Source organism: uncultured Marinococcus sp., assembly GCF_947493875.1.
GTDB lineage: Bacteria > Bacillota > Bacilli > Bacillales > Marinococcaceae > Marinococcus.
Genome location: NZ_CANLSU010000002.1, coordinates 221,497 through 235,391 on the forward strand (window position 1 = coordinate 221,497; position 13,895 = coordinate 235,391).

A 13,895-nucleotide genomic window follows, 5' to 3' on the forward strand; every position below is an offset into this window, starting at 1 on the left:
GAGTATAAGACCAATTTTGAGCAGGGAGGCAGCAGCATGAAACCGTCCGATCAATATTTTTTCCCGACGTATGAAGAAGCAAGAAGAGCTTTCCGAAAGAGAAGCACCGACGTGGCGGCGGTCTGGCCGGAGACTTCGCTGACCCAGTATGCTGTTGGAAAGCCGGAAAATAATAACACGACCGATATTATTGCAGCGGACGCCAAATACCACTCAAGCACGATGATTGTAGTCACCACCGGTGTACACGGAATTGAAGGATATGCCGGGTCGGCGCTTCTGCAGCTGTTTATCGATGAGTATATAACGCAGCTGAATCCGAACACCACCGGGATACGCCTTGTGCATGCCGTCAATCCATGGGGGATGAAAAACCGGCGGCGGGTGAGTGAAAACAACGTGGACCTGAACCGTAACTTTATTAAAGACTGGAGCAGTGTGCCCGCTTCACTGAACGAGCGTTTCGAAAAAGAAAAGAAGCACTTTGTGCCGGAGGGGCCAGTGAAAAGCTGGAAAAAACAGCGCAGCGACCTGCTGGGCGCTCTCGGGGCAAAGGTGTTTAAGCGCGGTGTCTCCGGGCTGGAAAAAGCGGCAACGATGGGACAGTACCAGTATCCGACCGGTATTTTTTACGGCGGAGCAGCTTATGAAGAGCCGGTGGAAAAGCTGTTGTCACGCATGGATGAATGGGTAAAGGAGTATGAAACGGTCGTCCATATTGATATTCATACCGGGCTTGGGCCTGCTGAACAGCTGTGGCTGCAGGTGCCTTATTCAGATCCGCGTAAGGAAAAAGAGCTTCAAAAACAGTTCGCGCACACTGAGGTAAACGATGTGCAAAAAACGGACGTGCGGGAAATCAAAGGTGAGGATGCGGAATATGTGAAGGACGTCTACAGCCGGAGGTATCCGGATAAGTATGTCTTCTCCTGCCTGCTGGAGTTTGGCACGATCGGCAACCGGCTGCCTGACCAGATGAGAGCGCTCGATATTGTCGTGCATGAAAACCAGTACTACTGGTACGGGGCAAAAAAAGAAGCAGACGCCCGTGAACTGCAGAAGGAATTTCATCAGCTGTTCGACCCGCCGGAGGAAAGCTGGAGACAGGCCGTGCTGAAGAAGGGCAAAGCAGGCTTTGATCTCTTGCTTGAAAAAGAAGCTGGGATGCAGCTCGTTAAAAAATAGCCAATGGATAGAAGCGGGGCATGCAGCGTATTCGAAAACAGAATCTTTTGCGGCAGCAAACGATCGTATAATAGGGATAAGATCATTTTTCAAATAAGGAGGAAGAGCATGGACAGCTCATCCATTGCGCCGTTAATCGACAGCTTTAAGGAATTATTTCCAAGGGAGACCTCATTCGCAGCTGCGAGTACAGATGCGTTCATCTACTACAAGCCGAGCCGGTCGGTCGACCTGTCTATTACCCCAGGAGACAGAATAGTACAGGATACGGTCAGCTACCATTCCCTGGTCCGGGAAAAGAAAACTTCCCGTCATGTGAGCAGTCACGTATTCGGCGTCCCATACTACGGAACGTCGGTGCCAATTATTCAAAAAAATGAACTCGTCGGCTGTTTGACCGCAATTACCGTGCCCGGCGAAGCCCCGGAAGAGCTCAAAATATTGACGATGCAGCATGAAAATGGATGGAAGCCCATTCCCTACAGCGACGTTTCCTATATGGAGGCATATGAGCGGAAAACATGGCTGCAGACGAACGAGGGCAGGGGCACAAACAAATTTACGCTGCACCAGCTGGAATGGCTGCTGCCGGAGGATACGTTCATCCGCTGTCACCGTTCTTTCATCGTGAATATAAACAAAATCCGGGACATTCAGCCGGATTCACATTCCACCTTTACGCTCATTATGGATGAAGGGTCCCGCGTGCCGGTTGGCCAGACGTATGCAAGCAGCTTCCGGTGGCGGCTGCAGTTCTGATTCATTCGCATATATGCTGGTTTATTCATGAATAACGGTCGTTTGTGCATAATTGAAAGAATCTTATGACATATCCTGCTACGCTGTACAAAAAGAAATGAGGGTTTACCGTGAACAATAAACTCCAGCAGGTGCTCCGGCACAACGATCTGAAGGAACGTATTGTTGATAGTGAAACAGCAGCAGGGTGGATTAAGGATGGAATGACCGTGGGTCTGAGCGGGTTTACACGTGCAGGAGATGTAAAAGCTGTGCCCGGGGCTCTTGTGGAAAAAGCGAAGCATGAAGATTTCTGCCTTGACGTTTATACTGGCGCTTCGCTCGGTTCGGATACGGATCAGATCATGGCTGATGCCGGCATTGTTTGTAAGCGATTACCTTTCCAGGTGGAGCAGCGGATGCGCGAAGAGATCAACCAAGGTAATATTTCGTTTATTGACCAGCATCTGTCCCACACTGCAGAAGGCGTGCGCCATGGATCGCTGAACCGCATTGATGCTGCAATTATAGAAGCAGCAGCAATCACCGAAGAAGGATGGCTCGTGCCTTCCACTTCAGTAGGCAATTCGGCGGTTTTTGCAGAAGAGGCTGAGATGATTATTGTGGAATTGAATACAGCCCAGCCTGCCGAACTGGAAGGGATGCACGACATTTACCATATGGGCCGCCAGGGAGAAAGAGGTCCGATCCCACTAAGGGACGTAGAGGACCGGATTGGCACCACTGCCATACCTGTGGACCCGGAAAAAATCCAGGGAATCATCATCACGAATGAACTGGACTCGCCGTCCACCGTTACCAGCCCGGATGAAACGACAAAGACAATGGCCGGACACCTGATTGATTTCTTGAAAAATGAATACGGGCACGAAAATGCTGAAAAAGAGCTTCCTCCGCTGCAGTCCGGCATCGGCACAGTAGCAAACGCTGTGTTTCACGGGCTGCTGGATTCAGAATTTACGAATCTGGAGGTGTACTCCGAGGTGCTTCAGGACGCCGTGTTTGACCTGATGGACGCTGGCAAAGTCCGGTTTGCTTCCGGCTGTTCTATTACTCTTTCCGGGGAGAAGATGAACGAAGTGTTTCCGAAGCTTGCAGATTACCGGGATCAGCTGGTCCTGCGTCCGCAGGAATTGTCCAATCATCCGGAAATCATCCGTCGCCTCGGCCTGATTTCCATTAATACGGCCCTCGAAGCAGATATTTACGGCAATGTTAATTCGACTCATGTAAATGGTACGAATATGATGAACGGCATTGGCGGTTCCGGTGACTTCGCCCGCAACGCCCGCACAGCTATTTTCGTAACAAAATCAATTGCCAAAAACGGCGATATTTCCAGCATAGTGCCGTTTGCTTCCCATGTGGATCATACGGAGCACGACGTCGATATTCTCGTAACGGAGCAGGGCTTTGCTGACCTCCGGGGACTTGCCCCGCGGGAGAGGGCTGCAGAAGTTATTCAGCACTGCGCGCATCCGCTTTACCAGGAGCAGCTGTGGAGCTATTTTCAGCGTGCCTGCGAGGAAGCCGGCGGCCAGACGCCGCATCTGCTGGAAGAAGCCTTCTCCTGGCACGTGCAGATGCAGAAGGAAGGAACGATGCGGGAGGCTGCAACGAAAATCTAAAGTCAGGAAGCGAAGCCTAATAAGCATCCGCTTTGTATACGTGGGCCGGGAGACGATTACGGCCAGGGCTCCAACAAGCGCAGCAAAAAAGACAGCTTCTACTGGTACCAGAACGTGATTCAGACGAACGGGGAGGAGCTTTAAAAATAAGATATCATTCATTTGGCTAAAGCCGGGGCGGGCGCTCCGGCTTTAGTTTTTGCTGCTGGCATTGGCATTTTCGTTTAAGTGTGGGAAAGTAATGAAAAGTGGTTTGAAGCACCATTAAAACGTTCGGAAGGAGTGGAAAAGTGAAAACCCAATATATTTGCAGCGAGTGCGGAACGATTCACCCGATCACCCTGACTATCTGGAAATGTCCCTCATGTGGAGGCGTGCTGGATCTTTTAAAAGAAACGCCCTCCGTAAATCCCGGGGTGTGGAAGGGCTATCCGTTTTCCATCTGGCGGTATGCGGAATCGATGGCTTTTCCGGCGGAGACACGGCCATGGGAGGCCGTGTCCATGGGAGAAGGCCAGACTCCGTTGGTTCAGTTATTTCCGGGGAGTTCTGAGGTCTACGTTAAAGTGGATTACATGATGCCGACGTTATCGTTTAAAGACCGCGGCGCGGCGGCATTGATAACAAAAGCAAACGAGCTGGGCGCAGAAAAAGTAATCGCGGACAGCAGCGGCAACGCCGGCACCGCTATAGCCGCCTTTGCCGCCCGGGCAAATATCGAATGCGACGTATACGTCAGCGCGAAGACGTCACCGAAAAAGGTAGATCAAATTCAGGCCCACGGAGCCGGAATTCAAAAAATCCTTGGGACGCGGGAAGAGGTAGCTGCAGCCGCCCAGCGCGCAGTCGAACAGGAGCAGGTGTTTTATGCAAGTCATGTGTATAACCCGTATTTTTTTGAAGGCACCAAATCATATGCGTATGAAATATATGAACAAACAGCTCGGGCGTGCGCCTGAAACCGTGATTGTCCCAGTAGGAAACGGTACACTTCTGCTAGGAGTTTACTACGGTTTTCAGGAGCTGCTCGTTAATAATCTGATCAGCCATATGCCGAAAATCGTAGCAGTGCAGGCTGCCAACTGTGCCCCGCTCGCCCAGGCATATGAAATGGGAGCTGAAATAGCAGAAGCAGCGCCTGCGGAACCAACACTTGCAGAAGGAATCGCGATCGCCGCTCCGGCGCGCTCAGCCCAAATTCTAAAGGCTGTTCGTCAAACAAACGGCACGTTTATCCGGATTGCGGAAGAAGAAATATTGAGCGCGAGGGAGGCCCTGGCCGGCAGAGGATTTTATGTAGAAATTACTTCAGCAATTAACTACGCAGGCTGGTTGCAGTACCGAAGTGAAGAATACGAAACCGTGGTTATTCCTCTCTGCGGAGCAGGGATTAAATCTTCGTAGCAGGATTTATGCTGAATATTTCTGTAGACAGAAAGGTTCAGGCAAACCATGCCCAATAAGCGGCAAGCAGCAGGGGAATGGCGGTTACACAGGCAGCCATAATGATAAGGTGTTTAATTTTTAGAGCGATAGCTAAAAGAAGGGCAAACAGGCTGAAAATCGGACCCAAAGCAAGGAGTCCAAGAATCCCAAATCCTGTGTTATAGGGATAGTATGCCTGCCAGAAGTCATTTGGGAAAATGAGAGGGAGCAGCACTATAACCCCGGTAAGAATGAGCAGCCAGTTGAAAAAGTAAGCAATTTTGGCGAGCAAATATTTTAGCTCCTTTAAATTTTTATGGGAATAGAATAACGTGCAGTAAAAGTACAGCGGTTTGCTAATTTTTTAAGTATTGGCTGCAATTAATTTAACGAACGAAGGTGTTAGTTTATGAGTGAGAAAATGAAAGAATATAAAGGTAAGGTTGTAATTATAGATGGTGTAAAGATGACAGGTCTTACCAATCAAGAGGAAACAAAAGATCTGCAGGAAGAAGAAAATGTTACTGTCCAAATTTATTCGAAGGATGAGATAAACACGCTTATAAACGAAGCTTTCAATAAATATGATAACACGTTCAAAAATTTGGTTGATCGGTAAAGATGTATAATTAGTCATATTAAAGTAGCTTAAATTACAGAACAAGACCTCCGAAATTGATCTTCGGAGGTCGATAATAGCAAAGTGGGTTTTCCAATGAAACTTAATGAGCGAATATTTCCCAATGGGTAACATCACTCAGGATATAAAACGTTGAGGGTCTAAAGAACCAGCAGAAGATTAATTTCTGCTGGTTCTTGGCTTTAAACAGATCGTTTCTTTTGGAATAGCCATAAACCACTTCCAAAGGCAAGTAACGTTCCTAAAAGTATATATAGAATAGTATTTGTGGAAGTATCAGGAAGTTCACCTCCACTTTCTTCCGATTCAGTATGTGCTGTTTCTTCTGCCGGCATTTCATCCTGATTTATTTTTTCATCAAAGTGGGCTTTTTGGATAAGCGCATGAATGCCTTTTGTCTTGTCTACTACTTGAGAAACTTCATAATCTGTTGCAGCACTTAGATAAGCGTAAGCTTTTGCTCTATCCATTCCAAGCTCTTCAGATAGAAAATCGATAGACTCTCTTGTGGATTCTTTCATGGCTTCATCCAAATCTTCATCCAGTCCAATAGGAATCCAATAATCATCTGTTTCTCCAAATGGTTGATCAAATGCGTCATTTTCTCCAGGAATGCTCTCTTCGCCATCTTCTAACACAGTTAATCGAAAAGTGCCTCTAAGGGACCCTTCAAGAGCAGTTAAAGCTACTTCTCCGTCTCCTTGGGCAAAGTGAGGATCTCCGGTATAAAACATAGCTCCCGCCACTTCTACAGGGAGATAAAGGGTGGAGCCGACCCCGAGTTCATTGATATCGATATTACCACCCGTTTCACTTGGGGGAACAGAGTTTACATACTCATCGGTATCTGAAGCAACTCCCATTAAGCCCATAAATGGGTCGATAGGAAAATATACGTCTTCGCCTGGAATCTCTGCCATCCACTCGCCATTTCTTTGTTCTATTGGGGTGAATGTTGATACGTTATTATACAGTTCAGGGTTTTCCGCGCTGGCTCCTTCCTCTGGGCCTTCATTCTCCGGAAACTCGTCTGGGAGCGCTCCTTTATAATGACGATTGGAAATGACTCCGTAAGGCACTCTAGGTGTTAATGACATAACTTCTACTTTTAATACGTCGCCCGGTTCGGCTCCTTCTACTTCGACTGGTCCGGTCACCACGTGAGGACCATGATCTTCAAAGTCGTGTTCGATATTTGAAGCTGTTATTTCCTTGGCTTCTTCGAGCACCTGATCTTCCTCAATACCATGCTGGCTAAAATATTCTACTGGGTCTCTCCCCTGATCTTCAAGTATCCCTTCATGAGAAACAGTATCGAAAGTGACAGTTTCGCCTGATTGAATACTTTCAACCGCCTGGCTTTCACGGTTAGGCAAATCTCCCCAATGAATATTGTCTACTGAAGAAGGCACATAATATTCGCCTTCTGCTTCTTCAGCATCAATTTCATTTAATGGAAAATCTGGTGTCTCCTCAGCATGTGCAGTTGTGCCAAAGGCAGGCATGGCAGCTAAAATTCCTGCGGTAGTCAAAACCCCTAGTCTTCTTTTTACATTCTCCAATTAAATCCCCCCATGTGGCAATATAGCCATTACTTTATCAAAAAAGTAATAGTGAAGGGATTTTTTGTAAGAAAATGTACGCAAGATTTTACGTATTCGGTAATTTATATTGCAACATATTATCTAAGAAAATTGAGTACTAACATTGCTTTGAATCTAAATAAAAAGGCGCCCACAGTGGTGGACGCTATTAACAAATTATAAGTTTGATTTATAAACGTTTTCTTCTTTCATGACGAATATAATATTTTTTTCGTTATTTGCAGAGAATTGAAACTAGAATAGCAAAATATTCAAATATCTTTATTGGTAAAAAAGGTTTTTAGGAAATAGAAACTCACCTCCGGCTAGAACGCTTTAACTTCGCATCGGAGGTGAGTTTTCTTATCCTTTATCTAATTCTCATTGCAAGCCGGATAAAAATATCAGCCGTCATTCCTTGGAAGCGGATAAAATCCGTTGTAGAGCTGCTGCCATAGCGGCTCTGGAACATGGTATTTCGTCGGCTCGTTTGGATCGAAGGTGGCGTTGATCTCGTGCTCGCGGCCCTCCTGGATTTTTCGCACAAACTGATAATCGAGCAGCAATTCCCGTCCGAGGCAGACCAATTCCGTGCCCGTCTCCAGAGCACTCAGGGCATCATCTGCCGTGAAAATGGAGCCGATTCCGACTAATGGAGCACGACCGTCAATCCAGTCATGGATCAGTTGGATCCGTTTCTTCCCATAATACGGGCCTTCCCGGGTTTCGGAATGAATGTCCATCAGGGACACATGGAAATAATCCAGCGGCTGATCGGCCAGCTGATCAATCAATTCCTTCGTTAATTCCATCGTAATTCCCGGAGATTCGGCTTCTTCCGGGGAGAAGCGGTATCCTACAATAAAATCGTCGCCGCCGTGTTCTCTGGCTGAGGCGGTTACCTCGTCCACAACGGCCAGTGGAAACTTGAATGGATCGGCCCATTCGTCGTCCCGGCGATTATAATACGGGGAGACAAACTGCTGAATGAGATAGTGGTTGGCACCGTGGATTTCCACGCCGTCAAAGCCTGCCTGGGCTGCACGTCTCGTCGCTTCCCCGAACGCCTGGATCGTTTCTTCGATCTCTTCTTTTGTGATCGGGCGGGCATGATGCTTTTGTGGCTCGCCAAAGCTTGCCAGTTCAATTGTACTTGGCGCTGCCACATCGCCGCCGGGAGTCAATTTAGGCAGAGACTGGGCCCCGCCGTGATGAATCTGGGCGACGGCTTTTGCACCGTTCTTTTTCATGACAGCAGCTTGCTGGCGCAGGCCTTCGATATCCGAGTCTCTGGCGATCGACGGCTGTCCGGGGAATGCTTTCCCTAAAGCTGTCACATTGCTTGCTGCTGTAATAGCAAGGCCGACATCCTCCGACCGTTTTTCAATGTAAGGAAGCTCCTGGTCGGAAATGGTGCCATCCTCGTTGGAGGACACGTGGGTTAATGGCGCTAATACAAAGCGGTTTCTTAGTGTAACTCCATTCGGTAATGTTAATGGTTGAAATAATGGGGTATATTTTTCGTTCATTGCTTAAGCCCTCCTTCTGCCAAAATACTATAGCACGATCCAAAAGGACTTCGCGAAAATGTTGCTTATCATGTTCATCATCTTTCATATATGAACACTTTGTGTCCATTCATGTGAAAATATTCACAAAAACAGAAAGTGTGATATATTAAAGATAAGAAATATGTGAATACATTCACAAGAGGAGGGTTCACAATGATTATTCGTTTTTTGAAGGAATCGACGATTGCGACGGTACTGTTTCTGATGGCGCGCCTGTACTTAGGCTGGACGTGGCTCACTTCGGGGTTTGGTAAAATAACAGAGGGCTTTAATCCAGGCGGGTTCCTGCAGGGGGCGATTGCTGAACCAGTCATGCAGGGAGGGGGAACAACGCCAGCTTACCCCTGGTACATTGCCTTCCTGGAAAATGTCGCTATTCCGAACGCCGGACTGTTTGGCTTTCTCGTCATGTGGGGTGAAGTACTGGTAGGTGCTGGCTTAATTGTTGGCTTGTTTACAACCACTGCCGCCTTCTTCGGCGGTACGATGAACATGGCATTTCTGCTGGCGGGTACAGTGTCGACTAACCCGGTCATGCTTATTCTTGCCATCCTTATCCTGGTTGGAAAAGGTAATGCCGGTAAAATCGGTCTCGACCGCTTTGCTCCAGCTGTGAAAGAAAAAATTGGACGCAGGCCCAAAGAGCAACAAACGCCAAAAGCCGCATAGCAGTAAATAAAAAGCCCCTGCCGGGGGGCTTTTTTTCCTGTGCGAATATGTAATAATATCGAAATAATACGGAGAAACGTTTACGAAACAGCAGCAGTGGAATGATAAATGTTAGCAGTATTAAAGCAGAAATTATTTAATGATGTTTGATAGATAGCTGTGTTTGGAAGGGAGGCTGTATTCATGGAATTTATTATAGGTATTTTGCTGCTCGTCGTATTCGTTTTCCTGGCTATTCGTATGGCCGGCTGTTTCTTTAAGTTTATCCTGCCGGTGGCCATTGTACTTTTGATCGCTTACTTTATTTATAACGCCATACAGGGCGGATGACATTAAGTAAACGAAAATCCCGCTTTTCAGTACCTACTGAAAAGCGGGATTTTTTTATGCTTCGTTTTCGTCTTTGTTCGTTTGATCGACCATGCGCACAAGCGCTTTGGCAATGGCGTCTTTTTCATCCTTTTCGGCATTCTGCCAGAGCTCGTTCAGCACCTTTTCCTCCCGGTTGCGCGGTTCTTCGTGCTTAGCCAGGTGTTCAGCGACGCGTTTGGTGGCTTTCGCCAGCCCTTTTTCCCCGAGACCGATACTTTCACCCTTTTTTACCTGATCGCCAAGATAATTTTTAAATGTATTAAAGTTCTGCATGATCTGGTCTTTGTCTTCCTGATCCAGCTTATCGACGTACTGTTCTGCTTTTTTTGGATCCTCCGCCATCATTATCTCTCCTTTAAGTTGAGCATTAGTAAACGCTTTCCTTTTTTGATGAAAAGATAAACGCCAAGAAGAAAAGATGCGACATAGTACACAGAGAGTCATGCCGTTACTAATTATCAGACTGCCCGGCGGTAAAAGACCTCTAGCAAAAAGACGCCTTTAGCGGGCGTTTTTTTTATGCACCTATATTATTGAAAAATAGCGGTGTACTGAAAGCCGAGCCGTTCGTAATTCTGCATGCGGTACATGTCGCGGGGAGTGTCCTCCTGATCCGCCACAAGAAAGATTGCTTTACCCGGGAACAGAGTCATGGCAAACTGCTGCAGGGCGTGGCCAATGCCTTTTCGCTGCAGCTCATCGTGCACAAACAGGTTATCCATTTCGACGGCATGGTCACCGGCAATCAGTTCCACGAAGCCGGCCGGACGGCCGTGGTAGTAGGCGATCAGCTGGATAAACGAAGCATCATGAAACTGCTGCTCGAGCATGTGTTGCTTTTGGGCGGCGTACGCTTCGCCGAGAGGGAGATCCTGCTCAAGCTGCATAGCGAGAAATGCGGGCAGGTTTTCAACATCGACACGTTGGATATCGCATCCTTCAGGGGCAGCTTTTCGCGGAAAGTCCTCAGGCCGGATGGCATACAGCTCCATAATGCTTACATCATAGAGGGCGCTGTGCAGATACTGATTTAACGCCTGCGATAACTCTGTATTTGGAGGGAAATGGAATTTTAAATGCTTTAAGCCCCGGGTACTGTGAAAGTCGCGCAGGTAGGCTTCGATCTCCTGAAAGTAATCAGGCGCTGGTATCTGTTTAAATGAAATAAAATTGCTGTCGAAGTGATCCTTCCATTTTTCGGAATGGTAGTGACGGTAATTGCGGTGGTCTTCGATGAGCGTCCCCGGGGTATGCACGTGGTGAAACGTAATAGGAAGCACGGGTATCAGGCCTTTCAATCTTATAATAAAGACAAATATTATTTTGAGGGAGTTGTCACGATAATAATTGTACTTTTGTCTTTTTCAAAATTCCAGTCGATAAAAATGTCCTCCACCTTTGCCCCTAACAGCTCGGTGAAGAGATCTTCTTCCATAAATAATTCTTTTTCGAGCTCGCGCTTGGCAATTTTTAAGACATTATCGTAACCAAGAGCAATCAGCCGCTTCTCGATAGGGACAAGGATACCGGTCCGGACAATCAGCGTCGTCCGGTTGTTCACCTGGACTGAGGAAACGTCGTCGGGCACGCGTTCAGCTTTGTTGCTTGTTTCCCTGATCACCTGCTCGAGCTTTTGTTTGTTTGGATATTCTTTTTCGATTGGTTCGGAGCTCTCACCAGCTTTTTGATAGGATTCGGGCTTTAACCCGATAATGACACCGGAGCGGCGGTCCATGTTCCAGTCGTAAAACAGCTCGTTTAATTCGATGCCGGTTGTGCTCTCCACATAGCGCTTCACTTCGGGAATAATTGTTTTCATCATGCTTTCCCGGAGCTCATGCACGGCTTCGGGACCCTTGTCTTCAAGCAGATGCTCTTCGATCGAAGACATGAATTCGCGCAGAAAAATGATGGCGTGTGTCTCTCCGAGAGTCACATAGGCGGCCTGAGGCCCTCTGCCGAAAGAGTCCCGGAGCAGCCGGCCGACGTAGCTTGCGATGTCCTTTTGTTTTGCCTGAATATCCATCACTGGAATTCTCCTTTATTGTTAAATTTTTATAATATATATCATAAAAAAGGTGGATATTTCATTATTTATATGATAATTTTAATATATTGATAATATGACTGCTGGAAGCACAGCCAACGGTTTGTGACGTTTCCCGTAAACGAAAGCAGTAATGTAAAAATACCTATACCACCGGCCGCATGAGAAAAGACGGAGCGCTTTTTCTTCACAGCCAGTATCAAGAGCTTTCTTGGTGCTGGCTTTTTATTTCACTAACTTCTGGAGGAGATGGAAAATATGGAGCTTCGGTACGCGTATTGGTGCAATAGAAAATTAAGTGAAGTCATTGTCGGGTGGGAAACGGACCTGGATTATTTAAAGAAAAAAGGATACATGATTTATCTCTGCTGTGACAATGCCGAACTGTACAATGCCGTGAAAAGCTACTGGATGCAGGAGTGGATCATTACCGTAGTATCTGAATTACCCGAATTTTCCGAACTTCTCCATCATGAATACGTACGGGAAAATATGCGTGTGTAATACATTATTGCACCCAGTCACTATAACATAGAAAGGGGAAAGAAAATATGCGGCGCTGTCAAAGATTGGAAAGGAGGCGGTTGAGGCCGTAGAAATGCTTTCGGATCACGGCTTCGAGCGAGCGGTTATACAGGCTCGCTGCCGGATGATACAGAGGGAAAATCAGATAATGCTCCCGGCTCCATATGTACCCCTCCCCTGAAGCGCTCACCTGCCTGACAGATGAAGTAAATTGTTTGCCGGCAACATCCGGCATAGGTGGAAAATAGCCCAAAAGCCGCCAGTAAGGGGTGCGCCCCATGGGACAGATAATTTTAGGCGCAGCCGAGCGGATCTCCCAATCCAGAAGCGGTGCATGAGCCATAATTTCCTTTTGGTTTGGCGTCCGGTTGTATTTGCGCGGGACACCTGATGGCGTGTGGCTCCAGCGGTACGGACGGCTTTTGACCGTTCGGGTAACGTAGATGTTTTCCACCGGATATGGAAGAAGCTCCAGATAGGATAGAAACTGCCTGCCGGCACGTCCGTCGTACGGGCCGCCGCCTGTAATTTCTGTTTCCCCCGGCGCTTCGCCTATCATCATAATCAAAGGATCGGGCGGATTTGGCCCGTCGAGAAAGCCTTCACACTGATGTCCCTCCATTCTTTTTTTCGCTTCTTTCACTTCGGCTTCTGGCAGCATATGTATTCCCTCCTGGATACGTCCTGACTTTTCTATACCCGGGCGCGAAATATTCTATACTTGTGATAGGATAGATAAAGGAGGTGGGGCGTGTGCAGCAGAAGCACATTATGTGGTTTGACATTATTTTTTACGTCGTCTTTCCAATCTTCATCTGGAACATGGCGCGGGACTATACAGGTGATTATATAGCGATGCTTATATCCTCGGTACCGGGGATTATTTATACAGTGTACCGCTTCGTACTGCTGAAAAAGGTGAATACGTTCGGGATTTATATGATTGCTACCCTGATCATCGGCACTGTTCTCGATCTTATTGCCGGCGGCGGATTACAGCTTTTGTGGAATAATATTTACTACGATTTTGTTATGGGTGCCTTTTTTATTTTCACCGTCATTTTTATGCGGCCGATCTGGCTCTTTTTCACCGTCGATTTTATGGAGCTGCAGGGCGGAGACCGTAAGCAGCTGAAAAAGCAGTTTTACGTACGCAAATACTTATGGGTATTTCAGGCGATTACGCTTTTTTTCGCTCTCCGGGAATTTATTCTCGCGTTCGTTAAAATCTGGCTTGTGCAGAGCTACGGTGTGGAAGCCTTCGATGAAGGGATTATTCTGCGGCAGGTGCTTTCGTGGACCATGAGCTTTATTGCCGTTGTCGGGTTTATCTTTATTGCCAAGTGGCTGCATGAAGACGGCATCGATGCCGGGGAAATCACAAACACCGGCCAGAATGACGAAAACGAAGAGCAGGACAACGAAGCAAAGGACGAAGCGCCGGAAAACGAGCGGGAAAAAACATCTGATCAAAGAACGTAAAAGCAGCCG

The 13,895-nt window shown here is 47.2% G+C and carries 15 protein-coding genes and 2 pseudogenes; 10 read left to right on the top strand and 7 right to left on the bottom strand.

Going from position 1 to position 13,895, the window contains the following annotated elements:
* Positions 1-36 precede the first annotated feature (36 nt).
* From Q0757_RS03945 to Q0757_RS03965, 5 genes and pseudogenes are all read left to right on the top strand, one after another.
* Positions 37-1,185: a M14 family metallopeptidase gene (locus tag Q0757_RS03945; protein WP_298784970.1), complete on the top strand. Its 1,149-nt coding sequence runs from the start codon at positions 37-39 to the stop codon at positions 1,183-1,185.
* Positions 1,186-1,293: 108 nt separating this feature from the next.
* The gene (locus Q0757_RS03950) at positions 1,294-1,944 is read left to right on the top strand and encodes a LytTR family DNA-binding domain-containing protein (RefSeq protein ID WP_298784972.1); all 651 of its coding nucleotides are present in this window, start codon (positions 1,294-1,296) and stop codon (positions 1,942-1,944) included.
* Between the two features lie 110 nt (positions 1,945-2,054).
* Positions 2,055-3,572, top strand: a complete 1,518-nt coding sequence (locus tag Q0757_RS03955; protein ID WP_298784974.1) for a succinate CoA transferase — start codon at positions 2,055-2,057, stop codon at positions 3,570-3,572.
* A gap of 51 nt (positions 3,573-3,623) precedes the next feature.
* A pseudogene (locus tag Q0757_RS03960) lies at positions 3,624-3,716 on the top strand (beta-glucosidase); the annotation flags it as partial.
* 146 nt (positions 3,717-3,862) lie between these two features.
* A pseudogene (locus tag Q0757_RS03965) lies at positions 3,863-4,976 on the top strand (pyridoxal-phosphate dependent enzyme).
* Positions 4,977-5,013: 37 nt separating this feature from the next.
* On the opposite strand, the gene Q0757_RS03970 reads toward Q0757_RS03965, so the two are convergent.
* The gene (locus Q0757_RS03970) at positions 5,014-5,289 is read right to left on the bottom strand and encodes a hypothetical protein (protein WP_298784975.1); all 276 of its coding nucleotides are present in this window, start codon (positions 5,287-5,289) and stop codon (positions 5,014-5,016) included.
* A 117-nt stretch (positions 5,290-5,406) separates the two neighbouring features.
* Between Q0757_RS03970 and Q0757_RS03975 the strand changes: the two genes are divergently transcribed.
* Positions 5,407-5,616: a hypothetical protein gene (locus Q0757_RS03975; protein WP_298784978.1), complete on the top strand. Its 210-nt coding sequence runs from the start codon at positions 5,407-5,409 to the stop codon at positions 5,614-5,616.
* Positions 5,617-5,819: 203 nt separating this feature from the next.
* Here the strand turns inward: Q0757_RS03975 and Q0757_RS03980 are convergent, their stop codons facing one another.
* Positions 5,820-7,199, bottom strand: coding sequence for an acetamidase/formamidase family protein (locus Q0757_RS03980; protein ID WP_298784980.1), 1,380 nt, complete (start codon positions 7,197-7,199; stop codon positions 5,820-5,822).
* 425 nt (positions 7,200-7,624) lie between these two features.
* Positions 7,625-8,749 carry an NADH-dependent flavin oxidoreductase gene (locus tag Q0757_RS03985; protein ID WP_298784983.1) on the bottom strand — a complete coding sequence of 375 codons (1,125 nt, stop codon included), beginning with the start codon at positions 8,747-8,749 and terminating at the stop codon, positions 7,625-7,627.
* 195 nt (positions 8,750-8,944) lie between these two features.
* Here Q0757_RS03985 and Q0757_RS03990 point away from each other — a divergent pair, with 195 nt between their 5' ends.
* Both Q0757_RS03990 and Q0757_RS03995 read left to right on the top strand, forming a co-directional pair.
* On the top strand, positions 8,945-9,460 hold the full coding sequence (locus Q0757_RS03990; protein WP_298784985.1) for a DoxX family protein: 516 nt from the start codon (positions 8,945-8,947) through the stop codon (positions 9,458-9,460).
* A 183-nt stretch (positions 9,461-9,643) separates the two neighbouring features.
* Positions 9,644-9,790, top strand: a complete 147-nt coding sequence (locus Q0757_RS03995) for a hypothetical protein (protein ID WP_298784986.1) — start codon at positions 9,644-9,646, stop codon at positions 9,788-9,790.
* 54 nt (positions 9,791-9,844) lie between these two features.
* Here the strand turns inward: Q0757_RS03995 and Q0757_RS04000 are convergent, their stop codons facing one another.
* From Q0757_RS04000 to Q0757_RS04010, 3 genes are all read right to left on the bottom strand, one after another.
* Positions 9,845-10,174, bottom strand: coding sequence for a DUF3243 family protein (locus Q0757_RS04000; protein WP_298784988.1), 330 nt, complete (start codon positions 10,172-10,174; stop codon positions 9,845-9,847).
* A gap of 188 nt (positions 10,175-10,362) precedes the next feature.
* The gene (locus tag Q0757_RS04005; RefSeq protein ID WP_298784989.1) at positions 10,363-11,112 is read right to left on the bottom strand and encodes a GNAT family N-acetyltransferase; all 750 of its coding nucleotides are present in this window, start codon (positions 11,110-11,112) and stop codon (positions 10,363-10,365) included.
* Positions 11,113-11,150: 38 nt separating this feature from the next.
* Positions 11,151-11,858, bottom strand: a complete 708-nt coding sequence (locus Q0757_RS04010) for a Na-translocating system protein MpsC family protein (protein ID WP_298784991.1) — start codon at positions 11,856-11,858, stop codon at positions 11,151-11,153.
* Between the two features lie 279 nt (positions 11,859-12,137).
* Here Q0757_RS04010 and Q0757_RS04015 point away from each other — a divergent pair, with 279 nt between their 5' ends.
* Entirely contained in the window at positions 12,138-12,383 is a 246-nt protein-coding gene (locus tag Q0757_RS04015) for a hypothetical protein (protein ID WP_298784993.1), read from the top strand.
* A 58-nt stretch (positions 12,384-12,441) separates the two neighbouring features.
* Here the strand turns inward: Q0757_RS04015 and Q0757_RS04020 are convergent, their stop codons facing one another.
* Positions 12,442-13,065, bottom strand: coding sequence for a uracil-DNA glycosylase (locus Q0757_RS04020; RefSeq protein WP_298784995.1), 624 nt, complete (start codon positions 13,063-13,065; stop codon positions 12,442-12,444).
* A 92-nt stretch (positions 13,066-13,157) separates the two neighbouring features.
* Between Q0757_RS04020 and Q0757_RS04025 the strand changes: the two genes are divergently transcribed.
* A complete protein-coding gene (locus tag Q0757_RS04025; protein WP_298784997.1) occupies positions 13,158-13,886 on the top strand; it encodes a VC0807 family protein in 729 nt (242 codons plus the stop codon).
* The last annotated feature ends 9 nt before the right edge of the window (positions 13,887-13,895 follow it).